General features: G+C 67.7%; 24 protein-coding genes. 20 read left to right on the forward strand and 4 right to left on the reverse strand.

Annotated features, from left to right (window positions below; genetic code table 11):
- The first annotated feature begins 101 nt into the window (after positions 1-101).
- Entirely contained in the window at positions 102-428 is a 327-nt protein-coding gene (gene cutA, locus LGN10_RS26475) for a divalent-cation tolerance protein CutA (protein ID WP_059640232.1), read from the forward strand.
- Positions 421-2,268: a protein-disulfide reductase DsbD gene (gene dsbD, locus LGN10_RS26480; protein ID WP_226225549.1), complete on the forward strand. Its 1,848-nt coding sequence runs from the start codon at positions 421-423 to the stop codon at positions 2,266-2,268. The genes cutA and dsbD overlap by 8 nt, the downstream gene beginning before the upstream one ends.
- 131 nt (positions 2,269-2,399) lie before the next feature.
- On the opposite strand, the gene hemB is transcribed toward dsbD, so the two are convergent.
- Together hemB and yihA are read right to left on the reverse strand one after the other, a co-directional pair.
- Positions 2,400-3,398 (reverse strand): porphobilinogen synthase, encoded by a 999-nt coding sequence (gene hemB / locus LGN10_RS26485; protein ID WP_059640228.1) that lies wholly within the window; start codon positions 3,396-3,398, stop codon positions 2,400-2,402.
- A 253-nt stretch (positions 3,399-3,651) separates the two neighbouring features.
- A complete protein-coding gene (yihA, locus tag LGN10_RS26490) occupies positions 3,652-4,311 on the reverse strand; it encodes a ribosome biogenesis GTP-binding protein YihA/YsxC (RefSeq protein ID WP_059640226.1) in 660 nt (219 codons plus the stop codon).
- A 214-nt stretch (positions 4,312-4,525) separates the two neighbouring features.
- Between yihA and LGN10_RS26495 the strand changes: the two genes are divergently transcribed.
- The 5 genes from LGN10_RS26495 to msrQ all read left to right on the forward strand — a co-directional run bounded on the left by LGN10_RS26495 (position 4,526) and on the right by msrQ (position 10,668).
- A complete protein-coding gene (locus tag LGN10_RS26495) occupies positions 4,526-5,179 on the forward strand; it encodes a c-type cytochrome (protein ID WP_059640224.1) in 654 nt (217 codons plus the stop codon).
- A gap of 218 nt (positions 5,180-5,397) precedes the next feature.
- On the forward strand, positions 5,398-7,611 hold the full coding sequence (locus tag LGN10_RS26500) for a cytochrome c biogenesis protein ResB (RefSeq protein WP_059577348.1): 2,214 nt from the start codon (positions 5,398-5,400) through the stop codon (positions 7,609-7,611).
- Positions 7,612-7,615: 4 nt separating this feature from the next.
- A complete protein-coding gene (gene ccsB, locus LGN10_RS26505; RefSeq protein ID WP_059577345.1) occupies positions 7,616-8,806 on the forward strand; it encodes a c-type cytochrome biogenesis protein CcsB in 1,191 nt (396 codons plus the stop codon).
- A 159-nt stretch (positions 8,807-8,965) separates the two neighbouring features.
- Positions 8,966-9,961, forward strand: a complete 996-nt coding sequence (gene msrP / locus LGN10_RS26510; RefSeq protein WP_226225550.1) for a protein-methionine-sulfoxide reductase catalytic subunit MsrP — start codon at positions 8,966-8,968, stop codon at positions 9,959-9,961.
- A gap of 20 nt (positions 9,962-9,981) precedes the next feature.
- Positions 9,982-10,668 (forward strand): protein-methionine-sulfoxide reductase heme-binding subunit MsrQ, encoded by a 687-nt coding sequence (gene msrQ / locus LGN10_RS26515; RefSeq protein WP_059577342.1) that lies wholly within the window; start codon positions 9,982-9,984, stop codon positions 10,666-10,668.
- An 81-nt stretch (positions 10,669-10,749) separates the two neighbouring features.
- Here the strand turns inward: msrQ and lptM are convergent, their stop codons facing one another.
- Positions 10,750-11,028, reverse strand: coding sequence for an LPS translocon maturation chaperone LptM (gene lptM / locus LGN10_RS26520; protein WP_081066463.1), 279 nt, complete (start codon positions 11,026-11,028; stop codon positions 10,750-10,752).
- A 36-nt stretch (positions 11,029-11,064) separates the two neighbouring features.
- Between lptM and cyaY the strand changes: the two genes are divergently transcribed.
- Complete coding sequence (gene cyaY / locus LGN10_RS26525; protein WP_226225551.1) at positions 11,065-11,391, forward strand: iron donor protein CyaY; 327 nt, start codon at positions 11,065-11,067, stop codon at positions 11,389-11,391.
- Between the two features lie 80 nt (positions 11,392-11,471).
- Here the strand turns inward: cyaY and LGN10_RS26530 are convergent, their stop codons facing one another.
- Positions 11,472-13,865, reverse strand: coding sequence for a penicillin-binding protein 1A (locus tag LGN10_RS26530; protein ID WP_059640220.1), 2,394 nt, complete (start codon positions 13,863-13,865; stop codon positions 11,472-11,474).
- A 220-nt stretch (positions 13,866-14,085) separates the two neighbouring features.
- On the opposite strand from LGN10_RS26530, the gene LGN10_RS26535 reads away from it, so the two are divergent.
- The 12 genes from LGN10_RS26535 to ugpQ all read left to right on the forward strand — a co-directional run bounded on the left by LGN10_RS26535 (position 14,086) and on the right by ugpQ (position 26,237).
- Positions 14,086-15,009 (forward strand): competence protein ComA, encoded by a 924-nt coding sequence (locus LGN10_RS26535; RefSeq protein WP_226225574.1) that lies wholly within the window; start codon positions 14,086-14,088, stop codon positions 15,007-15,009.
- Positions 15,009-15,671, forward strand: a complete 663-nt coding sequence (locus LGN10_RS26540) for a fimbrial protein (RefSeq protein WP_226225575.1) — start codon at positions 15,009-15,011, stop codon at positions 15,669-15,671. Before LGN10_RS26535 ends, LGN10_RS26540 begins: the two co-directional genes overlap by 1 nt.
- On the forward strand, positions 15,668-16,534 hold the full coding sequence (locus tag LGN10_RS26545; RefSeq protein WP_226225552.1) for a pilus assembly protein: 867 nt from the start codon (positions 15,668-15,670) through the stop codon (positions 16,532-16,534). Before LGN10_RS26540 ends, LGN10_RS26545 begins: the two co-directional genes overlap by 4 nt.
- On the forward strand, positions 16,531-18,156 hold the full coding sequence (gene pilQ / locus LGN10_RS26550) for a type IV pilus secretin PilQ (RefSeq protein ID WP_124658853.1): 1,626 nt from the start codon (positions 16,531-16,533) through the stop codon (positions 18,154-18,156). Before LGN10_RS26545 ends, pilQ begins: the two co-directional genes overlap by 4 nt.
- A 40-nt stretch (positions 18,157-18,196) precedes the next feature.
- A complete protein-coding gene (gene aroK / locus LGN10_RS26555; protein WP_059577324.1) occupies positions 18,197-18,751 on the forward strand; it encodes a shikimate kinase AroK in 555 nt (184 codons plus the stop codon).
- Positions 18,748-19,827 (forward strand): 3-dehydroquinate synthase, encoded by a 1,080-nt coding sequence (gene aroB, locus LGN10_RS26560; protein ID WP_226225554.1) that lies wholly within the window; start codon positions 18,748-18,750, stop codon positions 19,825-19,827. Before aroK ends, aroB begins: the two co-directional genes overlap by 4 nt.
- 40 nt (positions 19,828-19,867) lie before the next feature.
- Positions 19,868-21,076 carry a deoxyguanosinetriphosphate triphosphohydrolase gene (locus LGN10_RS26565; RefSeq protein ID WP_413227164.1) on the forward strand — a complete coding sequence of 403 codons (1,209 nt, stop codon included), beginning with the start codon at positions 19,868-19,870 and terminating at the stop codon, positions 21,074-21,076.
- An 88-nt stretch (positions 21,077-21,164) separates the two neighbouring features.
- On the forward strand, positions 21,165-22,499 hold the full coding sequence (gene ugpB, locus LGN10_RS26570; RefSeq protein ID WP_059577316.1) for a sn-glycerol-3-phosphate ABC transporter substrate-binding protein UgpB: 1,335 nt from the start codon (positions 21,165-21,167) through the stop codon (positions 22,497-22,499).
- 96 nt (positions 22,500-22,595) lie between these two features.
- The gene (ugpA, locus tag LGN10_RS26575; protein WP_226225555.1) at positions 22,596-23,480 is read left to right on the forward strand and encodes a sn-glycerol-3-phosphate ABC transporter permease UgpA; all 885 of its coding nucleotides are present in this window, start codon (positions 22,596-22,598) and stop codon (positions 23,478-23,480) included.
- Positions 23,477-24,322, forward strand: a complete 846-nt coding sequence (ugpE, locus tag LGN10_RS26580) for a sn-glycerol-3-phosphate ABC transporter permease UgpE (protein WP_059577311.1) — start codon at positions 23,477-23,479, stop codon at positions 24,320-24,322. Before ugpA ends, ugpE begins: the two co-directional genes overlap by 4 nt.
- 32 nt (positions 24,323-24,354) lie before the next feature.
- A complete protein-coding gene (locus LGN10_RS26585) occupies positions 24,355-25,440 on the forward strand; it encodes a sn-glycerol-3-phosphate import ATP-binding protein UgpC (RefSeq protein WP_059640200.1) in 1,086 nt (361 codons plus the stop codon).
- 26 nt (positions 25,441-25,466) lie between these two features.
- Complete coding sequence (ugpQ, locus tag LGN10_RS26590) at positions 25,467-26,237, forward strand: glycerophosphodiester phosphodiesterase (RefSeq protein ID WP_060315522.1); 771 nt, start codon at positions 25,467-25,469, stop codon at positions 26,235-26,237.
- Positions 26,238-26,295: the final 58 nt, after the last annotated feature.

Here is a 26,295-nt window from a genome sequence, read left to right on the forward strand (position 1 = left end):
CAGCGTCGCGCGGGCTGCGCTACGATACGGGCAACCGGCGCGGTTCCTGAACGGGTAACGGGGTGCGGGCAGGAGCCGGCAGACCAGCGAGGAGAGCGCGGATGATAGTGGTGCTGATGCTGACGACGGTCCCCGATGCGGCGACGGCCGCGGCGCTCGCCGACGGCGCGCTCGACGCGCGGCTTGCGGCGTGCGTGTCGGAGCTCGGCACGATCAAGTCGCGCTATCACTGGCAGGGCAAGGTCGAAACGGCCGACGAGATCCAGTTGCTGTTCAAGACGAGCCCCATCCGGGCGCTCGAACTGGAGCGATTTATTCTCGCGCATCACCCGTACGAGACGCCCGAAATCGTCTCGTGGCAGACGACGGCATCGGCCGCGTATGGCCAATGGGTGACCAGCGAAACTCAACGTCAATTTCATGTTTAACGGTATGGCGCTTTCGGTGCGCGTGCGCGCGCTGCGGTTTCTTGCGGTCCTGTTGTCGTTCGTGCTCGTGCTGGGCGGCCTGTCCGCCGCGCGCGCGGCCGACGATTTCCTCGATCCGTCGGTTGCGTTCAAGTTCAGCGCGAGCGAATCGCCGGGACAGGTCGACGTCCGCTTCAAGATCGCCAACGGCTACTACATGTACCGCGAGCGCTTCGCGTTCGCGGTGAAGAGCGGCCAGGCGACGCTCGGCGAGCCGCAGTACCCGGCCGGCCACGTGAAGTTCGACCAGACGTTCCAGAAGGACGTCGAGACCTATCGTGACGAAGTGGTCGTTCACGTGCCGGTGAAGCAGGCGGCCGGGCCGTTCGAACTCGCGGTGACGTCGCAAGGGTGCGCGGACGAAGGGATCTGCTATCCGCCGGCCGAGCACGTGGTGAAGGTCGACGGCGCCGCGCTCGGCGCCGCATCGTCGTCCGGTGACACGGCTGCCGCGGGTAGCTGGTTCGACAAGGTCACGAGCGCCGATTTCGCGCAGTCGCTGCTCGAAGGCCACGGCTTCTTCACGATCGTCGCGCTCTACTTCGTCGCGGGTGTCGTGCTGAGCCTGCTGCCGTGTTCGTACCCGATGATTCCGATCGTGTCCGCGATCATCATCGGCCAGGGCACGCGCGCGACGCACGCACGCGGCTTCGCGCTGTCGCTGACCTACGTGATCGGCATGGCGCTGGTCTACACGGTACTCGGCATCGCCGCCGCGCTGATCGGCCAGAGCCTCGGCGCGTGGTTGCAGAACCCGTGGGTGCTCGGCGCATTCGGCGTGCTGCTGACCGTGTTCGCGGTGTCGCTGATCTCGGGCAGGGACATCGCGCTGCCAGCGCGCTGGCAGAACGGCGCGGCCGACGCATCGAGCGCGCGCCAGGGCGGCCACTTCGTCGCGGTCGCGGCGATGGGTGCGTTGTCGGCGCTGGTCGTCGGCGCGTGCATGACGGCGCCGCTGTTCGCCGTGCTCGCGTTCATCGCGCACACGGGCAATGCGCTGCTCGGCGGTGCCGCGCTATTCGCGATGGGGCTGGGGCTCGGCGTGCCGCTGCTGGTCGTCGGCGTCGGGGCCGGCACGGTGCTGCCGCGCGCGGGCGCGTGGATGGACGGCGTGAAGGTGTTCTTCGGCATCGTGTTGCTCGCGGCCGCGCTGTGGATCGTGTGGCCGGTGTTGGCGAGCGGGCTGAAGATGGTGCTCGCGGCGTTGTGGCTGCTGATCGCGGCCGCGGCGCTCGGACTGTTCACGCCGAATGCCGGCGCTGCGTCGATCTGGCGCCGCCTGGGCCGCGGCGTGGGGGCCGCGCTCGCGATCTGGGCCGCGACGCTGCTCGTCGGCCTGGCCGCGGGCTCGACCGATCCCGTCAAGCCGCTGGCCGTGCTGGCGGCGCGTACGGTGGCGTCCGGCGGCGCGGCGACGGCCGGCGCGGCTGCCGCGCAGGATGGCCCCGTGTTCGCGCCGGTGCGCTCCATTGGCGAACTCGATGCGTTGCTCAAGACATCAGGCCAGCCCGTGATGCTCGACTTCTACGCCGACTGGTGCGTGAGCTGCAAGGAGATGGAACATCTGACGTTCACCGACGCGCGCGTGCAGGCGCGGCTCGCGCGGCTTCACCTCGTGCGCGCGGACGTCACCGCGAACAACGCGGACGATCAGGCGCTCCTCAAGCGCTTCAACCTGTTCGGGCCGCCGGGCATCATCTTCTTCGATCGCAATGGCAACGAGATCGGCCGCGTGGTCGGCTATCAGGCGGCCGACACGTTCCTGCGCAGCCTCGACCGGGCAGCCGTTCCGACGGTATGACGATGGCCCGCCGGAGGCGAATCGCGGAAGAGAAGAATCGGGCCGGCTGACAACCGCGATCGACGGTAAACAAAAAACGGCGGAACACCTTGGTGTTCCGCCGTTTTTTGCAGATGCGTGCCGGTGCGCGATCAGCGTTGCGCTTTCAGCAGACGCGCGGCATCGAGCGCGAAGTACGTGAGCACGCCGTCGGCGCCCGCGCGCTTGAACGCGAGCAGCGATTCGAGCACGACCTTGTCGTGGTCGAGCCACCCGTTCATCGCGGCCGCCTTCAGCATCGCGTACTCGCCGCTCACCTGGTACACGTAGGTCGGGAAGCGGAACTCGTCCTTCACGCGGCGCACGATGTCGAGATACGGCATGCCGGGCTTGACCATCACCATGTCGGCGCCTTCGTCGATGTCGAGGCGGACTTCGCGCAGCGCTTCGTCGCTGTTCGCCGGGTCCATCTGGTAGGTCATCTTGTTGCCCTTGCCCAGATTGGACGCCGAACCGACCGCGTCGCGGAACGGGCCGTAGAACGCCGACGCGAACTTCGCCGAGTAGGCCATGATCCGCGTATGGATATGGCCGTCGCTTTCCAGCATCTCGCGGATCGCGCCGATGCGGCCGTCCATCATGTCCGACGGCGCGACGATGTCGACGCCGGCTTCAGCCTGCGCGCGAGCCTGGTCGACCAGGATCTCGATCGTGTCGTCGTTGATCACGTAGGCGTTCTCGTCGAGCACGCCGTCCTGGCCGTGGCTCGTGTACGGATCGAGCGCGACGTCGGTCAGCACGCCGAGTTCGGGGAAGTGCTTCTTCAGCTCGCGCACCGCGCGCGGGATCAGGCCTTCCGGGTTGGCCGCCTCGCGGCCGTCCGGCGTCTTCAGCGACGGCTCGATGGCCGGGAACAGCGACAGCACGGGCACGCCGAGTTCGACGCATTGCTCGGCGACGTGCATCAGCAGATCGACCGACACGCGTTCGACGCCGGGCATCGACGGGACGGGCTGGCGTTCGTTGGTGCCTTCGACGACGAACACCGGGTAGATCAGGTCGTCGGTGGTCAGGCGGTTTTCGCGCATCAGGCGGCGGGAGAAGTCGTCGCGGCGCATCCGGCGCGGACGATGAAGCGGATGGAAGCTCATGGCGATTTGGCAGAAATCAGGGCAAGAAGAACCTTACGGAACCCTTAGGTCATTTTCGAGATCGTTGGTATATGATAGCGATCGAGCGGCGCGCGTTGCGTGCAGCTCCCCGCTTCTCCTCCCTGAGCGGGTGCCTGTCGTTTTTCGATTAGGCTGTTTGACCCGCCGTTCAACGGCGGGTTTTTTTATGAGCCGGCCGAATCCGCAGGTGCCGTCAGGTGCACGCAGCCGATCCCAGCCGCGCGTTGCCCGCTCATTGTGCTACAGGCTCGCCTTTTTCGTCGGCGACGGACGGCCGCAGCCAGCTCTCGATCAGTTCATGAGCCTCGTCGAGCCCCGTGCGCTTCAGCGCCGAGAACAGCTGGACCGTCAGTTTGCCCTTCACACCCTGGTCGCGATACGCGTCGAGCCCCTTTTGCGTGTTGCGCAGCGCGTTGATGCTTTCCTGGCGCGTCAATTTGTCGCACTTCGTCAGCAGCGTGTGGATCGGCTTGCCGGTCGGTGCGAACCACTCGATCATCCGGCGATCGAGCTCGGTGAGCGGGCGGCGCGAATCCATCATCAGGATCAGACCGCAGAGCTGCGAGCGCGTCGCGAGATAGGACGACAGCAGCATCTCCCAGTGCGCCTTCGCGGCGCCGGGCACTTCCGCATAGCCGTAGCCGGGCAGGTCGACGAGATTCGCGACGGGCTCGGCGGCCGGGCCGACGGAGAAGTAGTTGATATGCTGCGTGCGGCCGGGCGTCTTCGACGCGAAGGCCAGCCGCTTCTGGTTGCACAGCACGTTGATCGCCGTCGACTTGCCGGCATTCGAGCGGCCCGCGAACGCGATTTCCGGCTGGACCGTCGGCGGCAGGTCGCGCAGATGGTTGACGGTCGTGTAGAAGCGGGCTTGATGGAGCAGAAAGGCCATGGGAACCGGAAGGACGGGCGGCGCGAGCCGCTTGGTGGAGGCGGGGTAGCCCCGATAGGCGCGGGAGCTTTCAGCGCGATATTGTACAATACGGCGGTTTTACCGAAGGCCACCGGGCGCCTGCCTCGCGCTTTTATGTGGCTTCTGCGGTAGACTGAACGCCGTCGTTTTTTGCAGAACCTCAAATTCCCACAAGACGAAACAGGGTGTGCGAATGAATCGACTGTGCAAGTCTCTGATGGTGCTTCAGGTTGCAGCAGGGTTCGTAGGTTTCGTAGCGGAGGCAAACGCGGCAGATGCGGCCAAACCGGATCTGGACCGCGGCAAGGCGATTGCCGGGCAGGTTTGCGCGTCGTGTCACGGCGCCGACGGCAACAGCGCGTCGGGCAGTTTCCCGAAGCTTGCCGGCCAGCATCCCGAATATCTGGTCAAGCAGTTGAACGACTTCAAGACGCAGCCGGGCGCGAAGGGGCCGGCGCGTAACAACGCGGTGATGGTCGGATTCGCGAGCGCGTTGAGCGCGGACGACATGCGCAATGTCGCCGCGTACTACGGGTCGCAGACGACGAAGCTCGGTACCGCGCGCGATGCGGCGACCGTGCCGATCGGCCAGAAGATCTATCGCGGCGGCATCGCGGAAAAGGGTGTCCCCGCCTGCGCGAGCTGCCACGGGCCGACGGGGCAGGGGATCCCGGTCCAGTACCCGCGTCTGTCGGGGCAATGGGCCGATTACACGGTCGCGCAGTTGACCGCGTTCCAGCAGGGTGCCGGCGCGCGCAACAACAACGAGGCGATGCATCAGATCGCGTCGCGGCTGTCGGATACCGAGATCAAGGCCGTCGCGGATTACATCGCGGGCCTGCGTTGAGCGGTCCGCCGCGAATGGAATGACCGGGCGCCCGAAGGGCGGCCGGAGTCAGAACAAGAAAAGGGTGGGGCGCCGCGTCGTTGCGGTGGCCTCGCCCTTCTTTTTTGTCGGCACTCGCCGGGCCGAGCCGGAATGGAAGGGCTGGCAGGCGATCGGGGCTGCGCCCCCGAAGCGAACATAGTAAGCGTGGGGGCCGTGTCCCCTTAGTCGGAGTTTGAATGAGCGTTACCACGTCGGGGTTGCAGTCGAAGTCGAGTCACGGTGCGTCGAAACGCGCGGTCGAGCTGCTGAGCTCGATGCGCTTCGCGATCGCGCTGCTGGTGGTGTTGTCGATTGCGAGCATCATCGGCACGGTCCTGACCCAGGACGATCCGTATCCGAACTACGTGAACCAGTTCGGGCCGTTCTGGGCGGACATCTTCCGCTCGCTCGGCCTGTACAACGTGTACAGCGCGTGGTGGTTCATGCTGATCCTGATCTTCCTCGTCGTGTCGATCTCGCTGTGCGTGATCCGCAACGCACCGAAGATGCTCGCCGACGCGAAGAGCTGGAAGGACAAGGTCCGCGAAGGCAGCCTGCGCGCATTCCACCACAAGGCCGAGTACACGGCGTCCGGCACGCGCGCGAGCGTCGCCGCGACGCTCGCCACGTTCGTCGCGAAGGCCGGCTACAAGCACGTCGTGCGTGAAACCGACGGCGCGACGCTGATTTCCGCGAAGCGCGGCGCGATGACCAAGTGGGGCTACATCTCCGCGCACCTCGCGATCGTCGTGATCTGTATCGGCGGCCTGCTCGACAGCAACCTGCCGATCAAATTCCAGATGCTGATGTTCGGCAAGAGCCCGGTCAACACGAGCGCGACGATCAGCGAGATCTCGCCCGACCATCGGCTGTCCGCGTCGAACCCGACGTTCCGCGGCTATGCGTGGGTGCCGGAGGGCCAGTTCGTGTCGACCGCGATCCTGAACCAGCCGAGCGGCTCGCTGATCCAGGACCTGCCGTTCTCGATCCAGCTCGACAAGTTCATCGTCGATTACTACACGACGGGCATGCCGAAGCTGTTCGCGAGCGACATCGTCGTGATCGATCGCGAGACCGGCCGGAAGATCCCGGCGCGGGTCGAGGTCAACAAGCCGTTTACGTACAAGGGCGTGTCGATCTACCAGTCGAGCTTCCAGGATGGCGGCTCGCAGATGCAGATGACGGCCTATCCGATGACGGGCAGCCGTGCGGCGACCGTCCCCGTGAAGGGCACGATCGGCAGTTCGGCGCCGCTGCAGGTCCCGGGCGCCGACGGCGAGACGATCGAGTTCTCCGACTTCCGCGCGATCAACGTCGAGAACATGGCCGACGCGAACGGCAAGCCGGACGTACGCGGCGTCGCGACGACCAGCTCGCTGAAGGAAGTGTTCGACGAGCGACTCGGCTCGGGCGCGAAGACGTCGAAGCCGACGCAGCTTCACAACATCGGCCCGTCGGTGCAGTACAAGATCCGCGGCAAGGACGGCCAGGCGCGCGAATTCAACAACTACATGCTGCCCGTCGACATGAACGGCGAGCGCGTGTTCCTCGCCGGCGTGCGCGCGAGCCCGAACGATCCGTTCCGCTACATGCGGATCCCGGCCGACAGCCAGGACTCGATCGGCGAATGGATGCGCCTGCGCGCCGCGCTCGAGGATCCGGCCGTGCGCACCGAAGCCGCCGCGCGCTTCGCGCAGCGTTCGCTGCCGGGCGATGCGTCGCTGCGCGGCCGTCTGCAGGACAGCGCATCGAAGGTGCTGACCCTTTTTGCGGCGAGCGACGACAGCGTCGGCCGCGGGGCGGACGGCCAGCCGGTCGGCGGCTTCCAGGCGGTGGCGACGTTCATCGACCGCTCGGTGCCGAAGGGCGAGCAGGAGAAGGCCGCGAGCCTGCTGCTGCGGATGCTCGAGGGCTCGATGTGGGAGGTGTGGCAGATCGCGCGCGAGCGCGCCGGCGAGCCGGCCGCGCAGCAGGGCACCGACACGATCCGCTTCGTGCAGAACGCGATCAACGCGCTATCCGACAGCTTCCTGTATGGATCGCCGGTCTATTTGCAGCTCGACTCGTTCAAGCAGGTGCAAGCTTCGGTATTTCAGTTGACGCGCGCGCCCGGCAAGAATCTGGTGTATCTTGGCAGCCTGCTGCTGGTCGCCGGCATCTTCTCGATGTTCTACGTACGCGAGCGGCGACTCTGGTTCTGGCTGAAGGACGCCGGTTCGGGCGTCGATGTGGTGATGGCAATGTCCACGGCCCGCAAGACCTTCGATTTCGAGAAAGAATTCGTGCAGACGCGCGACGCGGCCGGCGCCGCCTTGCGCGCCGCACCTCGCGACGCCGCGCCCGCCGGTGCGGCTTCGACGGCCCGCCCGCCTGCCGGCGGCGGTTCCGATTCCGAGAATTCCACCCGGTAAGATCATGGATCTCACGCAAGTTTCCTCTTCCCGTACGGCGTCGGCTCCGGCGTCGGCATCGTCGCCGCTGTTCGACGACCGTCCGTTCCTCGCGCGCCTGTCGCTGTTCGACTGGCTGTTCGCCCTGGCGCTGGTGGCGGGCGCGGGCTATGCGCTCGTGCACTACAACGCGCACATGGATTACTACGACAAGGCGGTGATGATCGGCACCGTGCCGGCGCTCGTCGCGCTCGGCTGGCGCTGGAAGCCCGCGCGGCTGATGATGGCGTCGATCGCCGTGCTGTCGCTGCTGTCGATCCAGATCTACCAGGGCGATCTCGCGCGCGCCGATTCGGCGTTCTTCCTCAAGTACTTCCTGTCGAGCCAGTCGGCGATCCTGTGGATGAGCGCGCTGTTCGTGCTCGCGACGATCTTCTACTGGATCGGCCTGCTCGCGCGCTCGGAAACGGGCGCCGCGATCGGCCAGAAGCTCACGTGGGTCGCCGTGCTGATGGGCTTCACGGGGCTGATGGTGCGCTGGTACGAGTCCTACCTGATCGGGGCGGACGTCGGGCATATCCCCGTGTCGAACCTGTATGAAGTGTTCGTCCTGTTCAGCCTGATCACCGCGCTGCTTTATCTGTATTACGAAGGCCACTACGGCACGCGTTCGCTCGGCGCGTTCGTGCTGCTGGTCATCAGCGCGGCGGTCGGCTTCCTGATGTGGTACTCGGTCGCGCGCGATGCGCAGCAGATCCAGCCGCTCGTGCCGGCACTGCAAAGCTGGTGGATGAAGATCCACGTGCCGGCGAACTTCATCGGCTACGGCAGCTTCGCGCTGTCGGCGATGGTGTCGGTCGCGTACCTGATGAAGGAACGCGGCATCCTCGCCGATCGCCTGCCGACGCTGGAAGTGCTCGACGACGTGATGTACAAGTCGATCGCGGTCGGTTTCGCGTTTTTCACGATCGCGACGATTCTCGGCGCGCTGTGGGCGGCCGAAGCGTGGGGCGGCTACTGGAGCTGGGACCCGAAGGAAACCTGGGCGCTGATCGTGTGGCTGAACTACGCGGCGTGGCTGCACATGCGGCTGATGAAAGGCCTGCGCGGCGCGGTGGCCGCGTGGTGGGCGCTCACGGGCCTGCTGGTCACGACGTTCGCGTTCCTCGGCGTCAACATGTTCCTGTCTGGCCTGCACAGCTACGGCAAGCTGTAAGATTTTCGCCGTTCGTCCGACTATCAAACCGCCGGTGCACCGCGTGCCCGGCGGTTTTCTTTTGTAACGAGCGGGCGATCGAGGCGTCGAACGGCGCGCGACGGGCCGGGTCGAACGCTGATGAAGCATGCGCGCCGCGCATGCGGGAGGAACTGGACGATGTGGATCAAACGCCCTTTGCGTAACGTACTGACCGGCGCGGACATCGCGCCGAGCGAGATCACGCCGCGCGCGGCATTCGAGAACCGGCGGCGCGTATTGCAGGCGGCCGGATTCGCGGCCGCCGGCGGCCTGTTCGGCGCGAGCGGCGCGGCGCTTGCCGCGTATGCGTCCCCCGACGCGCGGGCGGCGAAGCTCGCGGCAAAAACGAACCCGAAATTCGTCGCGATCGACAAGGTCACGCCGTTCAAGGACATCACGTCCTACAACAACTTCTACGAATTCGGCACCGACAAGAGCGACCCGGCGCAGAACGCGGGCACGCTGCGGCCGCGTCCGTGGCGTGTGAGTGTCGAGGGCGAGGTGCAGCATCCGAAGGTATTCGATCTCGACGAGTTGTTGAAGCTCGCGCCGCTCGAGGAGCGCGTGTACCGGCTGCGCTGCGTCGAGGGCTGGTCGATGGTGATCCCGTGGATCGGCGTGCCGCTGTCCGAGCTGATCAAGCGCGTGCAGCCGACGGGCAACGCGAAATACGTGCAGTTCGTCACGCTGGCCGATCCGTCGCAGATGCCGGGCCTGTCGACGCCCGTGCTCGACTGGCCGTACTCGGAAGGGCTGCGCATGGACGAGGCGATGAATCCGCTGACGCTGCTGACGATGGGCGTCTACGGGCAGGTGTTGCCGAACCAGAACGGTGCGCCGGTGCGAATCGTCGTGCCGTGGAAGTACGGGTTCAAGAGCGCGAAATCGCTCGTGAAGATCCGCTTCGTCGACAAGCAGCCGAAGACGAGCTGGAACACGTATGCCGCGAACGAGTACGGCTTTTATTCGAACGTGAACCCGAACGTCGATCATCCGCGCTGGAGCCAGGCGACCGAGCGGCGCATCGGCGAGGACGGTTTCTTCACGCCGAAGCGCAAGACGCTGATGTTCAACGGCTACGGCGACCTGGTCGCGTCGATGTATCAGGGCATGGACCTGAAGAAGAACTTCTGAGTGCGACGGTGAGAAACGACATGCCTCCTTCGACGCTCACGCCCGCGCGTGCGGCAAGCGCCGGGCCCGATGCACGCACGGCGCGGGCCGGCGCGGTCCGTCCCGCCGCGTCGCGCTGGCTCGCACCGGCCAAGGTGCTGGTGTTCGCGGCCGGCCTCTATCCGCTCGCGCGCCTCGTGCTGCTCGGGCTGACCGACCGGCTCGGCGCGAACCCGCTCGAGTTCATCACGCGCTCGACGGGCTTGTGGACGCTCGTCCTGTTGTGCATCACGCTTGCCGTCACGCCGCTGAGGCGCATGACGGGCTTCGCACCGCTGCTGCGCTTTCGCCGGATGATCGGGCTGTTCGCGTTCTTTTACGCGACGCTGCATTTCACGACCTACCTGTGGTTCGACAAGTGGTTCGACGTCGTCGAGATCCTCAAGGACGTCGGCAAGCGCCCGTTCATCACGGTCGGCTTCGCGGCGTTCGTGCTGCTGATTCCGCTCGCCGCGACGTCGCCGCGCGCGATGGTGCGCCGGCTCGGTCGCCATTGGGCGACGCTGCACAAAGCGATCTACGCGATCGCGCTGTTCGGCGTGCTGCATTTCTGGTGGATGCGTGCCGGCAAGCACGATCTCGCGCAGCCGAAGCTCTACGCGGCGATCGTCGCCGTGCTGCTCGGCTGGCGGCTGGTTGCGTGGGGATGGCGGCGCGTGCGTGCGTGATGGTGCGGCCCGGAAAAACAAAAGGCGATGACCGGGAAGTCATCGCCTTGTTGCGAGCGCCGCGCGGGCGGCATCGCGTCGTTACTTCGTGGCGGCCGGGCCCGATGCCGGGGCTGGCATGGTCGATGCGCTGCTCGACAACTCGGGCGACAGCGTGAGCGGCGAGCCGGACGTATCGGGCGTCTCATCGGACGACGCGTTTTCGTCGGTCGGTTTCACATCCGACGGCGGCGTGTTCTGCTGCTGGATCGGCTTGGGCATCGGAGGCACGGTGGGCAGATAGAGCGCGCCGCTTTGACCGCAGCCGGCAAGAATCGCCAAAGCCGCTACAATCGCGCTCATCCGGAAAACGACTCGCATGATCGTCCCTGAACAATTTAACCGATAGAGTTTAGCATGTCCGATACTGAATACCTGGCCCGTGCCGAGGCCGTGCTGGCGGCCGTCGAGCGTACCGTGGACGTCGCGAACGACGGCGATCACGACATCGATCTGGAGCGCAACGGCAGCGTGCTGACGCTGACGTTCGAGAACGGCTCGAAGATCATCGTCAACCTGCAGCCGCCGATGAAGGAAGTGTGGATCGCGGCGAAGGCGGGCGGATTTCACTACCGTTTCGTCGACGGCGCGTGGCGCGATACGCGCACGGGCACCGAGTTCTTCTCGGCGCTCAGCGAATACGCGACCCAGCAGGCCGGCCTGCCGATCACGTTCAGCGCGTGACGGCCGGGGCGCTGCGCTCCGAGCGTCGTACCAAAAGAAAAAGCGCCCGCGGGCGCTTTTTTCATGGGTGCGGCCGCGCGTCAGTGGCCGCGGAACAGGTTCATGATGTCCTGCTTTTCCTGTTCGTCGACGTGCGGCACCGCTTCGTCGACGTCCTGCGCGGCCGGCGCCTGCGGCACGCCGACCGTCGACACGAAGCCGTGACCGGGCGTGAACTCGGTGAAGTACAGTTCGCCGCCGAGCGACTCCACGCCTTCAGGCACCGTCGGCTTGAACTCCGGCACACCCTTCAGCGCCGCACCCATGTAGTCGATCCAGACCGGCAGCGACAGGCCGCCGCCGGTTTCGCGATCGCCGAGGCTGCGCGGATTGTCGTAGCCGATCCATGCGATCGCGGCGAGCGTGTGCTGGTAGCCGGCGAACCACGCGTCGTGCGAGTCGTTCGTCGTGCCGGTCTTGCCCGCGAGATCGGTGCGCTTCAGCACGTTGGTCCGCGCGCCCGTGCCGCGCTGCGCGACGCTCTGCAGCAGGCTGTTCATCACGTAGGCGTTGCGCGCATCGATCGCGCGCGGCGCATTCTGCTCGGCGACGAGCGGCTGCGCGCGCGCGACGATCGCGCCGTTCTGATCGGTGACCTCGGCGATCAGGTACGGATTGACGCGGTAGCCGCCGTTCGCGAAGACCGAGTACGCGCCGGCCATCTGCAGCGGCGTGACCTGGCCGGCGCCGAGCGCCATCGGCAGGTAGGCCGGATGGCGCTCGGCGTCGAAGCCGAAGCGCGTGATGTATTGCTGCGCGTATTTCGTGCCGATGTGGTTCAGGATCCGGATCGACACGAGGTTGCGCGAGCGCTGCAGCGCGGTGCGCATCGACATCGGGCCCTCGAAGCCGCCGCCGTAGTTCTTCGGCTCCCACGGCTGGCCGCCCGTTTCCGCGGCGCTGAAATACAGCGGGCCGTCGTTGATCACGGTGGCCGGCCCGAGGCCCTTGTCGAGCGACGCGGAGTAGATGAACGGCTTGAACGACGAACCGGGCTGCCGCCACGCCTGCGTGACGTGGTTGAACTTGTTCTTGTTGTAGTCGAAGCCGCCGACGAGCGAGCGGATCGCCCCGTCCTGCGGGACGATCGACAGGAACGCGCCTTCGACCTGCGGCAACTGCGTGATCGACCACTTGCCGGCATCGCTCTTCACCACGCGGACGATCGCGCCGGGGCGGATGCGGCGGTTCGGCTGCGCGTTGGCGGACAGCGCGCTCGACGCGAAGCGCAGGTTGTCGCCGTCGATCGTCGCATTGCTGCCGTCGATGAACGCGACCGTGATCTGGCGCGGGCTCGCGGCCGTCACGACCGCGGCGATCAGCTCGCCGTTGTCGGGGTGCTCGAGCAGCGCGTCGTCGATCGCCTGTTCACGATCGTCGGCACCGGCCGGCAGCTCGATGAAGCCCTCCGGCCCGCGATAGCCGTGGCGGCGCTCGTAATCCATGATGCCCTTGCGCAGCGCGGTGTATGCGACCTGCTGGTCCGCGGAATCGATCGTCGTGACGACGTTGAAGCCGCGCGTATAGGTTTCCTCGCGATACTGCGCGTACATCATCTGTCTGACCATTTCGGCGACGTACTCGGCGTGCACGCTGAAATCGCGGCCCGGCCCCTTGACGACGAGCGGCTGCGCGGAGGCTTCGTCGTACTGCTCTCGCGTGATGAAGTTCAGCTCGAGCATCCGCTGGAGGATGTATTCCTGGCGCACCTTCGCGCGCTTCGGGTTGACGACCGGGTTGTACGCGGACGGCGCCTTCGGCAGCCCCGCGAGCATCGCGGCTTCCGCGAGCGTGATGTCCTTCAGGTCCTTGCCGAAATAGACCCGCGCGGCGCTCGCGAAGCCGTACGCGCGCTGGCCGAGATAGATCTGATTCATGTAGACCTCGAGAATCTGATCCTTCGTCAGCGCGCGCTCGATCCGGTACGCGAGCAGCATCTCGTAGATCTTGCGCGTGTAGGTCTTCTCGCTCGACAGGAAGAAGTTGCGCGCGACCTGCATCGTGATCGTGCTCGCGCCCTGCGACGCGTGGCCGTTCGTCAGCGCGACGAAGCCGGCGCGGATGATGCCGGTGAGGTCGACGCCGCCGTGATCGTAGAAGCGCGCGTCCTCGATCGCGAGGATCGCCTTCTTCAGCGAGTCGGGCACGTCCTTGAAATGGACGACGTCGCGGCGCTCCTCGCCGAATTCGCCGATCAGCACGTGATCGGACGTATAGATGCGCAGCGGCACCTTCGGGCGGTAGTCGGTCAGCGCGTCGAGCGACGGCATGTTCGGCCAGGCCACGACGAGCGCGTAGCCGAGCACGAGGCCGCCGGCCACGACGAGGGCCACGCACATCGCGGCGAAGCCGAGCAGGACTTTGAGCCACCAGGGCCGCTTCTTCGGCTCCGGAGCGGGAGGCGGGGACGTAGGAGTCGTGGATTGCATAGGCATACCGGAAAACAGTCCCGCGATTATAGCTGCCCGGTAAGACCGGCCCTGACGCGGGGGCCGCCCGTCGGAAAGCCGCGGATCGGCGTGCCGTCAGCATAGTCCGTGCACGGCCGCCGCGAACCCATTCTGGCCGTTTGGCCGACTGTCGGCGGCGCGCGCCGCTTTGCAGAATCAGGTCTCGGAAACGCGGCGTGGGCCGCGACGATCTCGGGAGGCTGGGATGGCAGGACGATGGGGGGCGCGGTTTGTACAGGGCAGGCACCGGTCGACGGGAATCGACGTCGGCGCGCATGAGGTGAGGGTCGCCGTGGTCAGCGGGCGCGGCAGGGGCACGGAGGTGTGCGTCGAGGGGCTCGAGCGGGAACCGGTCGGGCTGGCGGATGGGCCGGAAGACGCGCGCTGGGCAGCGGTCGCGCGATCGCTGGCGGCGGCCGTGTCGCGGCTGTCGGCGTCCGATGTGCGGTGCGACGCGCGCGGCGTGATGGCGCTGCACGATAACGAGATGCGCACCGCGACGCTCGATCTGGCCGGGCGCGGCGACATCGCGGACGCCGCGCGGCAGGCCGCCGAACGCCTCTCGGGGCTGGCGCCGGACAGTCTCGCGTTCGACTGGCGGCACTACGGCGGCGTGCGGTCCGGCGAGATCGCGGTGGCGGTGGCGCCGCTGGCGCTGCTCGAGCGGCGGATCGACGTGGCCGCGCAGGCCGGTATCGACCTGACGGTGATCGACGGCGAGTCGGCCGCCGTGCTGCGTGCGTTGCGCTATGCCGCGCAGTTCGAACCCGATGCGCAGCGCGCCTATGCCGTGCTGTGGTTCTGCGACGCAGGCGTGCGCGGCTGGCGGATCGAGGGCCCGTCGGCCATCCCGGTGCTGACGCTGTCCGGCACGTTGCCGGAAGCGCTTCCCGACGCGTTGCGCCGGCGCTCGTTCGGGGCCGTCCATTGCGTACTCGTCGCCGGGGACGAGCGATGTATCGCCCGCTTCGATACGTCCGTCGCAGAGATTGGCGATGTGCTCGGCACGGCTGTGGTTCCGTTCGACTGCACGGGTTGGGACGGGCAGCCGTGCGTGCGCGCCGGCGTGCGGGGCGGCCCGGCGTTTGCCGTCGCGTTCGGGCTGGCGTTGCGCGGGGTGTGGGAATGATGGCCGGTCACGTGGCGGCAAACGAGGGCGCGGGGGGTGCGGCCGGGCAGGCGGTACAGGCGGTACAGGCGGTACTCGGCGACTTCAATCTGCTGCCGTACCGCGAGCGGTTGGCGCAGGCGTTGCGGCGCCGCCGGGCCGCGCAGTTCAGTGTGGCGATGCTGCTCGGCGTGCTCGGCGCCGGGCTGTGGACGGGCGCTGCCGTGCTGTCGCGGTGGCGCGTGGACGCCGAGCGCGCCGGCGTGGAGGCGCGGCTGCGGCAGTTGCAGCCACAGGTGGCTGCCGCGACGCGCGCCGCCCATGCCGCCGCCGCCGTCGCGCGGCGCGACGCGCAGGCGGCGGCGCTGGCCGCGCCCTACCGGCGCGTGGCGGGGTTGCTGACGACCCTGAAGCAGGTGCGTGCCGATCATGTCCGGCTCGACGCGCTGCGCATGACGTCCACCGGCGCCGTGCTCGATGCGCGCGCCGCGAGTTACCGGGCGGCTGCGCGGTGGCTCGCTGCGATGGCGCGCGAGCAGCGCGACTGGCGGATCGATATAGACACGTTGAAGCCGGCGTCGGATGGGCCGGCTTCGGCGGCCGGGATGTCTTTTCGGTTCTCCGTGCAGTTGCGCTGGCACGACGCGACGTCGTCGCGAAAGGTATCGGGAGGCGACGCATGACGGCGCTCGTGCATCGGCCGGTACCGCTCGAAGGCGCCGCGCCGGGCCGCGTGTCGCGCATGTCGCCGGCGGCCGTGCATGCCGCCGGTTGCGTGCTGGTATTCGCGGCCGTGCTGGCGGGCGGCATTCATCTGGTAAATGCGGCCGACTGGAGCGGGGTTGCCCGTAGTCGCGCGTTGCTTGCCGCGGCGCAGGCGCGTGCGGCCGACGCGCAACGCATGCTTGCATCCGCCGCACAACGGCGCGACGGGCATCATGCGTCGACGCGCGACGATCGTTTGCCGCCGGCGCCGGAGTGGGCCGCGCTGATGCTGGAACTGGCCGATCTGGCCGCGTCCAGCGGGCTGCACGGCGTGTCGATCGAACCGCAGCGCGCCGATGGCGCGGCACCGGACGGCAGGCGCACCGTGCATATCGCCGCGGATGGCGGTTTCAGTGCGCTGCTGCATCTGGTTGGCGGGCTGGCGCGCTTTCCGGTGCTGGCCGTTCCGTCGGCGCTGCGTATCGAGCGTGGCGTGTCGGCGGAGCGGGTGGACATGTCCATCGACGTGTTTCCGGCGCTGCCGGCGACATCGGCCGCGGACGGCAACACGCCGGTTCGCGCCGTTGCGCCCGGCGCCGATCCGTTCGGCGAGGCTGGCCTGGCCGAGGCGGCGGGGCACGCCGCGCGCCTTGCCGGCACGATTCGCGATGCGCGTGCCGGTCTCGCTTTGTTCGACGACGGCGACGGCACGTTCACGACCGTTGCGCCGGGCGAGGTGTTGGGGGCCGCGCGCGTGGTGCGCGTCGAGCGCGCGGCCGTGATGCTCGCGACGGCGGACGGATCGCAGCGGCTCGTCCTGGACGACGGAGGCCGGCCGTGACGAAGTACCGTTGTGGGGCGCTTGCCATCTGGGCCGGAATGATGGCGGCCGGCGCAAGCGCGTCGTTGCCGCCGCTGCCGGCGGTGTGGCCTGCCGGATCGACGGATGTGCCGGTGCCGGGCTTGCCGCCGCAGGTGGCTGACGGCATGGACGGCGCGGTCGCGCAGGACGCCGGCCCGCCGCCGTTGGAACAGGCGGCGCGTGCGGCGCTGCAGACGGAAACCGCTGCACCGGGCCCCGCGCTGGAGGGACCGCCGATCCCGCTGGCGCCGCCAGCCCGGATGAGCGACGCCGCGGCCCGGCAACCGGGCGATGCGGACGACGCACGGCGGATCTCGCTGAATCTGCAGGGCGTCGGGCTCGCGGCTGCGTTCGACGCGATCGCGCGGTTCACGGGGCTCAACATCGTCGTCGGCGAGCAGGTGCGGGGCACCGTGACGTTACGTCTGAACAATGTCGGCTGGCGCGACGCGTTCGATACGCTGCTCGACACGCACGGGCTCGCGATGTCCCGGCGCGGCAACGTGATCTGGGTCACCCCGGCAGCCGAGCTGGCTGCGCGCGAACGCGAGCGCTTCGATATGCACGCGCGGGCCGCCGATCTGGAGCCGCTCGCGAGCCGTACGTTCGTGCTGCACTATCCGCGCGCGCAGGACGTGCAACGGCTGCTGGCCGGCGCGACCGGCCAACGCCTGCTGTCGAAGCGCGGCGCCGCGGCGGCCGATCCGCGCACGAACCTGCTGTTCGTGACCGATCTCGCGCCGCGCATCGCGCAGATCGCCGGCCTGATCGATGCGATCGACCGACCGTCGCGGCAGGTCCGGATCGAGGCCCGCATCGTCGAAGGCGAGCACGGTTTCTCGCGCAGCCTCGGCGCGCGTGTCGCGCTGCGTGCGCAGGGGCGGCCGTCGCCGGCCGACGGCATGCCTTTCACGGCGGACACGCGCAACGCGCTCGATCTCGCCGCGCGGCCGCTCGGCGGCTTCGACGCGGCCACCGCCGGCTTCACGCTGTTCGCCGCGCCGCTCAGCCGCGTACTCGACATCGAGCTGAGCGCGCTGGAGGCGCAGGGCCGGGGCCAGATCGTTTCGCGTCCGCGGGTGGTGACGGCCGACCGCGTCAAGGCCATCGTCGAGCAGGGTTCCGAGCTCCCGTACCAGGCGAAGGTCGGTAATGGCATGAGCGGCGTGCAGTTCCGCCGCGCGACGCTCAAGCTGGAGGTCGAGCCGCAGATCACGCCGGATGGGCGCGTGGTGCTCGATCTCGACGTGACGAAGGACAGCGTCGGGGAGCCGACCGCGGCGGGCCCCGCGATCCATACGAAGCACGTGCAGACGCGCGTCGAAGTCGAGAATGGCGGGACGGTCGCGATCGGCGGCATCTACGAGCAACTGAACCGGAACGATGTGACGCGGGTGCCGCTCTTGGGCAAAATACCGCTTCTGGGCGCGCTTTTCCGGCACCGCGCGCAGCGCGACCAGCGCCACGAACTGGTCGTCTTCATCACGCCGACCGTCGTCGACGCGCGTTGCGGCGCACCCGGCGCGGGCGGCGCGGATGCCGAAAAAACGGGGCCGGAAGCCGCCGGCGCAGGCTCGACAAGGCAGCCGCTTTGCCAGTAAGCTGCGCCACACACCAGCAAGATTGAAGCAGAGGAAGCCGTTGCAAGCGCGGGACCCACATGCAAACGTATTTTTCGTCGGCCTTATGGGAGCGGGTAAGACCACCGTGGGCCGTGCGGTCGCGCGTCGTCTCGACAGGACGTTCTTCGACTCCGACCACGAAATCGAGGCCCGTACGGGCGCGCGCATTCCGGTGATCTTCGAGCTGGAGGGCGAGGCCGGGTTTCGCGATCGTGAAACGCAGGTGATCGCCGATCTCACGCAGCGCGAGAACATCGTGCTCGCCACGGGCGGCGGCGCGGTGCTGCGCCCGGAAAATCGCGACAGCCTGAAAAGCCACGGCATCGTCGTCTACCTGCGCGCCAATCCGCACGATCTGTGGCTGCGCACGCGCAAGGACAAGAACCGCCCGCTGTTGCAGACGGAAGATCCGAAGGGGCGTCTCGAAGCGCTGTATGAAGTGCGCGACCCGCTGTACCGCGAATGCGCGGATTTCGTCATCGAGACCGGCCGCCCGTCGGTCAACGGCCTCGTCAACATGGTGCTGATGCAACTCGAACTGGCCGGCGTCATCGCCAAGCCGCTACAAGCATGATTACTGTCAACGTCGATCTGGGCGACCGCGCCTATCCGATTCATATTGGCGCCGGCCTGATCGGCCGCACCGAGCTGTTCTCGCCTCACATCAAGGGTTCGTCCGTCACGATCGTCACGAACACGACGGTCGATCCGCTCTACGGCGACGCGCTGCGCGCGGCGCTCGCGCCGCTCGGCAAGCGCGTGTCGACGGTCGTGCTGCCGGACGGCGAGGCGTACAAGAACTGGGAAACGCTGAACCTGATCTTCGACGGCCTGCTGACGGATCACGCCGATCGCAGGACGACGCTCGTCGCGCTCGGCGGCGGCGTGGTCGGCGACATGACCGGCTTTGCCGCCGCGTGCTACATGCGCGGCGTGCCGTTCATCCAGGTGCCGACGACGCTGCTGTCGCAGGTCGATTCGTCGGTCGGCGGCAAGACGGGCATCAACCATCCGCTCGGCAAGAACATGATCGGCGCGTTCTACCAGCCGCAGGCCGTGATCGCGGACATCGGCGCGCTGACGACGCTGCCCGATCGCGAACTGGCGGCCGGCGTCGCCGAAGTCATCAAGACGGGCGCGATCGCCGATGCCGAGTTCTTCGACTGGATCGAGGCGAACGTCGATGCGCTGAACCGTCGCGAACCCGCGGCGCTCGCGCATGCGGTGAAGCGTTCATGCGAGATCAAGGCGAGCGTCGTCGCGGCCGACGAGCGCGAAGGCGGCCTGCGCGCGATCCTGAACTTCGGCCACACGTTCGGCCATGCGATCGAGGCCGGGCTCGGCTACGGCGAATGGCTGCACGGCGAGGCGGTCGGCTGCGGGATGGTGATGGCGGGCGACCTGTCGGTGCGGCTCGGCCTCCTCGACGAAGCGTCGCGGCAACGTCTCGATGCGGTGATCGCGGCCGCGCACCTGCCGACCCGCGGGCCCGCGCTCGGCGACGCGCGCTACATGGATCTGATGCGCGTCGACAAGAAGGCCGAGGCCGGCGCGATCAAGTTCATCCTGCTGAAGCGATTCGGCGATACGTTGATCACGCAGGCGCCGGACGAAGCGGTATTCGCTACACTGGCGCAGACGACCGGCTAACGGCGCCCGGATTCGCCGGCGCCGCCGACATGGAGGAGACGTGAGCGAGACATCCAGCAGCACACTGCCCGAAGCCAGCCGCGCATCCGCCGCGCCGGTGGCCGAGCCGCCGACGCTCGCGGCGCTGGAAGCCCATCTCGCTCCGTATGCCGCGCACGCGTCGCAGTCGCGCGGCCGCCGCCATCCTGAACCGCCGCCGGCGGCGCGCACCGAGTTCCAGCGCGATCGCGACCGCATCGTCCATTCGACCGCGTTTCGCCGGCTCGAATACAAGACCCAGGTCTTCGTCAATCACGAAGGCGACCTGTTCCGCACCCGCCTCACGCACAGCCTCGAAGTCGCGCAGATCGCGCGCTCGGTCGCACGCAACCTGCGACTGAACGAGGATCTCGTCGAAGCGATCTCGCTCGCGCACGATCTCGGCCATACGCCGTTCGGCCATGCCGGGCAGGACGCGCTGAATGCGTGCATGCGCGAGCACGGCGGCTTCGAGCACAACCTGCAGAGCCTCGCCGTGGTCGACGAGCTCGAGGAGCACTACGGCGCGTTCAACGGGCTGAACCTGTGCTTCGAGACGCGCGAAGGCATCCTGAAGCACTGCTCGCGCGAGAATGCGCGCAAGCTCGGCGCGCTCGGCGAGCGCTTCCTGCGGGGCCGCCAGCCATCGCTCGAGGCGCAGCTCGCGAACATCGCCGACGAGATCGCCTACAACAACCACGACGTCGACGACGGCCTGCGCTCGGGGCTGATCACGATCGAGCAGCTCGCGGAAGTCGAGCTGTGGCAGCGCCACTACGAAGCGGCGCTCGCCGAATTCCCGCACCTCGAAGGCCGCCGTCTCGTGCACGAGACGGTGCGCCGCATCATCAACACGCTGATCGTCGACCTGATCGACGAGACCACGCGCAATCTCGCCCGCGTCGCGCCCGCGTCGCTCGACGACGTGCGCGCCGCGCCGCCGCTCGTGTCGCATAGCCCCGAGGTCGCCGCGCAGGCGGCGGCCCTCAAGCGCTTCCTGTTCAAGAACCTGTATCGCCACTACAAGGTGATGCGCATGGCGAGCAAGGCGCAACGCGTCGTCACGGGGCTGTTCGACGCGTTCATCGACGATCCGCGCCTGCTGCCGCCGCCGTATCAGTCCGACGACGCGGCGCAGCAGCCGCGTCTCGTCGCGCACTACATCGCCGGCATGACCGACCGCTTCGCGCTGAAGGAATATCAGCGGCTGTTCGTCATCAACGACAACTGACTGTCATAAACGATCACTAGACTTCGCCGGTTCAATGGCGACGGGAATGTTGCACACGCTGTTGGTAACGTTTTCATAGGAGAGGTCGATGAAGAAGAAGCCTGCGGGGACACTGGTTCGTTCGATCGCGCTCGGCGGCGCGCTGCTGTTCGGCGCGCAGCACGTCGCGCTCGCCGCGACGGAAATCCAGTTCTGGCATGCGATGGAGGCCGCGCTCGGCGAGCGGGTCAACGCGATCGCCGACCAGTTCAACGCGTCGCAAAGCGATTACAAGATCGTGCCGGTCTTCAAGGGCACTTACGACCAGGCGCTCGCGGCCGGCATCGCGGCCTATCGCAGCGGCAACGCGCCGGCGATCCTCCAGGTCTACGAAGTCGGTACGGCGACGATGATGCAGGCGAAGAAGGCGGTCGTGCCGGTGTACGACGTGTTCAAGCAGGCCGGCGTGACGCTCGACGAAAAGGCGTTCGTGCCGACCATCGCGAGCTACTACAGCGACGCGAAGACGGGCCACCTCGTCTCGATGCCGTTCAACAGCTCGACGCCGGTGCTGTACTACAACAAGGACGCGTTCAAGAAGGCCGGGCTGGACCCGAACCAGCCGCCGAAGACGTGGGCCGACGTGAAGGCCGACGCCGAGAAACTGCGCAAGTCGGGCATGGCGTGCGGCTTCACGACCGGGTGGCAGGGCTGGATCCAGCTCGAAAACTACAGCGCGTGGCACGGGCTGCCGTTCGCGAGCCGCAACAACGGCTTCGACGGCACCGATGCCGTGCTCGAGTTCAACAAGCCGCAGCAGGTCGCGCATCTTTCGTTTCTCCAGCAAATGGCGAAGGACGGCACGTTCACGTACGCGGGCCGCAAGGACGAAGCGTCGGCGAAGTTCTACAGCGGCGACTGCGGGATCCTGACGACGTCGTCGGGCGCGCTCGCGAACGTGCAGAAGTTCGCGAAGTTCAGCTACGGCACGGGGATGATGCCGTACGACGCGAACGTGAAGGGCGCACCGCAGAACGCGATCATCGGCGGCGCAAGCCTGTGGGTGCTGGCCGGCAAGGATCCGGCGACCTACAAGGGTGTGGCCAAATTCCTCGCGTACCTGGCTTCGCCGCCCGTCGCCGCGAAGTGGCACCAGGACACGGGCTACCTGCCGGTCACGACCGCCGCATACGACCTGACGCGCCAGCAGGGCTTCTACGCGAAGAACCCGAGCGCCGAAACCGCGATCAAGCAGATGCTGAACAAGCCGCCGCTGCCGTACACGAAGGGACTGCGGCTGGGCAACATGCCGCAGATCCGCACGATCGTCGACGAGGAGTTCGAACAGGTCTGGGCGCAGAAGAAGTCGCCGAAGGACGCGCTCGATTCGGCCGCGTCGCGCGGCGACGAGCTGCTGCGCCGCTTCGAGAAGTCGGGCGGCTGAGCACGCATCGCGTCGTGCCGCCGGCGGCGCCGCGCGTGAGCGCGTGCCGTCCGGCGGCGCGTTTTCCCTTCCGTTTCGCCTGACCGGATATCCGCGATGCAATCCCGTTCCCGTTTCGGTACGAGCGCCGTGCCGTACCTGCTGATCGCGCCGCAGCTCGCGATCACCGCCGTGTTCTTTCTGTGGCCGGCCGGCGTCGCGCTGTGGCAGTCCACGCAGATGCAGGACGCGTTCGGCACGTCGAGCGAATTCGTCGGCCTCGCGAACTTCACGCACCTGTTCGCCGATCCGCTGTATCTCGATTCGTTCCGCACGACGCTCGTGTTCAGTTCGCTCGTCACGGTGAGCGGCCTCGTCGTGTCGCTGCTGCTGGCCGCCTGCGCCGACCGCGTGATCCGCGGCGCGCGCGCGTACCGCACGCTGCTGATCTGGCCGTACGCGGTCGCGCCGACGATCGCGGCCGTGCTGTGGGCGTTCCTGTTCAACCCGAGCATCGGCCTGATCACCTATGCGCTCGCGAAGCGCGGCATCGTCTGGAACCACGCGCTGAACGGCGAGCAGGCGATGTTCCTCGTCGTGCTGGCGTCGGTGTGGAAGCAGGTGAGCTACAACTTCCTGTTCTTCTACGCGGGGCTGCAGGCGATCCCGCGCTCGCTGATCGAGGCGGCGGCGATCGACGGCGCGGGGCCGGTGCGGCGCTTCTTCAACATCGTGCTGCCGCTGCTGTCGCCGACGAGCTTCTTCCTGCTGGTCGTGAACCTCGTCTACGCGTTCTTCGACACGTTCCCTGTGATCGACGCGGCCACCGGCGGCGGTCCGGCGCAGAGCACCAAGACGCTGATCTACAAGATCTTCGCGGAGGGCTTCCAGGGGCTCGACATCGGCAGCTCGGGCGCGCAGTCGGTCGTGCTGATGATCATCGTCGTCGCGCTCACGGTGATCCAGTTCCGCTTCGTCGAACGCAGGGTGCAATACGCATGATCGAAAATCGCAAGGGCTTCGACCTGTTCTGCCACGCGGTGCTGATCGCCGGCGTCGTGCTGATCGTGTTCCCTGTCTACGTCGCGTTCTGCGCGGCGACGATGAACGCGCAGGAAGTGTTCACGGTGCCGCTGTCGCTCGTGCCGAGCACGCACCTGTTCGAGAACGTCGCGTACATCTGGGGGCACGGCAGCGGCGGCACGACGGCGCCGTTCGGCCGCCTGCTCGTGAACAGCTTCGCGATGGCGCTCGGGATCGCGGTCGGCAAGATCGCGGTGTCGATCCTGTCCGCGTACGCGATCGTCTATTTCCGCTTTCCGTTTCGCAACACGGCGTTCTGGCTGATCTTCGTCACGCTGATGCTGCCGGTGGAAGTGCGGATCTTCCCGACCGTGCAGGTCGTGTCGACGCTGCACCTGACGAACACCTACGCGGGGCTCACGCTGCCGCTGATCGCATCGGCGACCGCGACGTTCCTGTTCCGCCAGTTCTTCATGACGCTGCCGGACGAGCTGATGGATGCCGCGCGCATCGACGGCGCGGGGCCGCTGCGCTTTTTCTGGGACGTCGTGCTGCCGCTGTCGAAGACGAGTATCGCGGCGCTGTTCGTGATCACGTTCATCTACGGCTGGAACCAGTATCTGTGGCCGATCCTGATCACGACGGAAGCGTCGCTGTCGACGGCCGTGGTGGGCATCAAGACGATGATCGCGAGCGGCGACGCCGCGACCGAATGGCAATACGTGATGGCGGCGACGCTGCTGGCGATGGTTCCGCCGCTCGTCGTCGTGCTGGCGATGCAGCGCTGGTTCGTGCGCGGCCTCGTCGATTCCGAGAAATGAACGACCGACGGTAACCGGGAGAAGGACCAGGTATGGCTGCGCTGAGCTTGAAGGGCGTCAGGAAATCCTACGACGGCAAGCAGCACGTGCTGCACGGCATCGACGTGGAGATCGCCGACGGCGAATTCATCGTGCTGGTCGGCCCGTCGGGCTGCGGCAAGTCGACGTTGCTGCGGATGATCGCGGGGCTCGAGAGCGTGACCGACGGCGAGATCGCGATCGGCGACCGGGTCGTCAACGCGCTGGAGCCGAAGGACCGCGACATCGCGATGGTGTTCCAGAACTATGCGCTGTACCCGCACATGACGGTCGCGCAGAACATGGGCTACGGGCTGAAGATTCGCGGGATCGAGCGCGCGACGATCGATTCGCGGGTGGCCGCGGCCGCGAAGATCCTCGAGCTCGAGCCGCTGCTCGCGCGGCGGCCGCGCGAACTGTCGGGCGGCCAGCGGCAGCGCGTCGCGATGGGGCGCGCGATCGTGCGCGAGCCGTCGGTATTCCTGTTCGACGAGCCGTTGTCGAACCTCGACGCGAAGCTGCGCGTGCAGATGCGGCTCGAGATCCAGCGGCTGCATGCGCGGCTCGCGACGACGAGCGTGTACGTGACGCACGACCAGATCGAGGCGATGACGCTCGCGCAGCGCGTGATCGTGATGAACCGCGGCTACGCGGAGCAGATCGGCGCGCCGGTCGACGTGTACGAGAAGCCGGCGACGGTGTTCGTCGCGGGGTTCATCGGCTCGCCCGCGATGAACCTGCTGCATGGCCGGCTGTCGGAAGACGGCGCGACCTTCACCGTCGCGGGCGGCGGTCCGGCTTTGCCGGTCGCCGGCGCGCCCGGCATCGGCAGCGAGATCGCCACCGGGCGCGACTGGGTGCTCGGCGTGCGTCCCGAACACATGACGCCGCAGCCGGGCGCGGCGCACGCGACGCTGCCGGTCGATTCGTGCGAACTGCTCGGCGCGGACAATCTCGCACACGGCCGCTGGGGCGATCACGACGTCGCGGTGCGCCTGCCGCACGCGGACCGCCCCGCGCGCGGCACGGCGCTGGCGGCCGCGCTGCCCGCGCACCGGCTGCATTTCTTCGATCCCGAGACCGGCAGGCGTGCCGGCTGAAACCGTTGGACCGACGGAGACCGACGATGACGATCCGTACCGACTGGCCCTATCCGCGCGTCGTCGCCCATCGCGGCGGTGGCACGCTCGCGCCGGAGAACACGCTGGCCGCGCTCGACGAGGGCGCGCGGCGCGGTCACCGGATGGTCGAGTTCGACGCGAAGCTGTCGGCCGACGACGTGACCTTCCTGCTGCACGACGACACGGTCGACCGGACGTCGAACGGCCATGGCGCGGCGGCAGGCATGCGTTATGCGGCGCTGGCCGCGCTCGACGCGGGCGCGTGGCGCGATGCGCGCTTCGCGGGCGAGCGGATGCCGACGCTCGAGGCGGCGGCGGCGCGCTGCATCGCGCACGGGCTGGCCGCGAACGTCGAGATCAAGCCGTGCCCGGGGCGCGAGCGCGAAACCGGGCAACGCGTGGCGGCCGACGCGGCCGCATACTGGCGCGGCGCCGCCGTGGCGCCGCTGCTGTCGTCGTTCTCGTTCGACGCGCTGCGACAGGCACGCGCGAGCGCGCCCACGCTGCCGCGCGGGATGCTCTACGAAGTCGTGCCGGACGACTGGCGCGCGCAGGTGATCGACGCGCTCGACTGCGTATCGTTGCACGCAGACCACACCCGGCTCGACGAACCGCTCGTGCGCGCGATCAAGCGCGCCGGATTGCGCATCCTGGTTTACACGGTGAACGACCTCGAACGGGCGCGCGAGCTTGCGCGCTGGGGCGTCGATGCCGTCTGCACGGACCGTATCGACCTGATCGCGCCCGATGCGCTGGACGACATCGACGTCGTCTGACGGCCGGGGCGGCGGCGGTGCCCGGTGAAACCCTTGCCCGAAACGTGCCCGACGCGAA

The organism is Burkholderia sp. AU32262 (assembly GCF_020419985.1).
GTDB lineage: Bacteria > Pseudomonadota > Gammaproteobacteria > Burkholderiales > Burkholderiaceae > Burkholderia > Burkholderia semiarida.

Bases quoted from the DNA above. Each gene is read 5' to 3' on its own strand.
- LGN10_RS26535 (WP_226225574.1), top strand. From the start codon at position 14,086: ATGGCAGGACGATGGGGGGCGCGGTTTGTACAGGGCAGGCACCGGTCG.
- cutA (WP_059640232.1), top strand. From the start codon at position 102: ATGATAGTGGTGCTGATGCTGACGACGGTCCCCGATGCGGCGACGGCC.
- LGN10_RS26530 (WP_059640220.1), bottom strand. From the start codon at position 13,865: ATGCCTATGCAATCCACGACTCCTACGTCCCCGCCTCCCGCTCCGGAG.
- LGN10_RS26585 (WP_059640200.1), top strand. From the start codon at position 24,355: ATGGCTGCGCTGAGCTTGAAGGGCGTCAGGAAATCCTACGACGGCAAG.
- msrQ (WP_059577342.1), top strand. From the start codon at position 9,982: ATGCCTCCTTCGACGCTCACGCCCGCGCGTGCGGCAAGCGCCGGGCCC.
- LGN10_RS26500 (WP_059577348.1), top strand. From the start codon at position 5,398: ATGAGCGTTACCACGTCGGGGTTGCAGTCGAAGTCGAGTCACGGTGCG.
- ugpE (WP_059577311.1), top strand. From the start codon at position 23,477: ATGATCGAAAATCGCAAGGGCTTCGACCTGTTCTGCCACGCGGTGCTG.
- LGN10_RS26545 (WP_226225552.1), top strand. From the start codon at position 15,668: ATGACGGCGCTCGTGCATCGGCCGGTACCGCTCGAAGGCGCCGCGCCG.
- yihA (WP_059640226.1), bottom strand. From the start codon at position 4,311: ATGGCCTTTCTGCTCCATCAAGCCCGCTTCTACACGACCGTCAACCAT.
- lptM (WP_081066463.1), bottom strand. From the start codon at position 11,028: ATGCGAGTCGTTTTCCGGATGAGCGCGATTGTAGCGGCTTTGGCGATT.
- aroB (WP_226225554.1), top strand. From the start codon at position 18,748: ATGATTACTGTCAACGTCGATCTGGGCGACCGCGCCTATCCGATTCAT.
- ugpQ (WP_060315522.1), top strand. From the start codon at position 25,467: ATGACGATCCGTACCGACTGGCCCTATCCGCGCGTCGTCGCCCATCGC.
- hemB (WP_059640228.1), bottom strand. From the start codon at position 3,398: ATGAGCTTCCATCCGCTTCATCGTCCGCGCCGGATGCGCCGCGACGAC.
- ugpA (WP_226225555.1), top strand. From the start codon at position 22,596: ATGCAATCCCGTTCCCGTTTCGGTACGAGCGCCGTGCCGTACCTGCTG.
- LGN10_RS26495 (WP_059640224.1), top strand. From the start codon at position 4,526: ATGAATCGACTGTGCAAGTCTCTGATGGTGCTTCAGGTTGCAGCAGGG.
- dsbD (WP_226225549.1), top strand. From the start codon at position 421: ATGTTTAACGGTATGGCGCTTTCGGTGCGCGTGCGCGCGCTGCGGTTT.
- msrP (WP_226225550.1), top strand. From the start codon at position 8,966: ATGTGGATCAAACGCCCTTTGCGTAACGTACTGACCGGCGCGGACATC.
- ccsB (WP_059577345.1), top strand. From the start codon at position 7,616: ATGGATCTCACGCAAGTTTCCTCTTCCCGTACGGCGTCGGCTCCGGCG.
- ugpB (WP_059577316.1), top strand. From the start codon at position 21,165: ATGAAGAAGAAGCCTGCGGGGACACTGGTTCGTTCGATCGCGCTCGGC.
- LGN10_RS26540 (WP_226225575.1), top strand. From the start codon at position 15,009: ATGGCCGGTCACGTGGCGGCAAACGAGGGCGCGGGGGGTGCGGCCGGG.
- cyaY (WP_226225551.1), top strand. From the start codon at position 11,065: ATGTCCGATACTGAATACCTGGCCCGTGCCGAGGCCGTGCTGGCGGCC.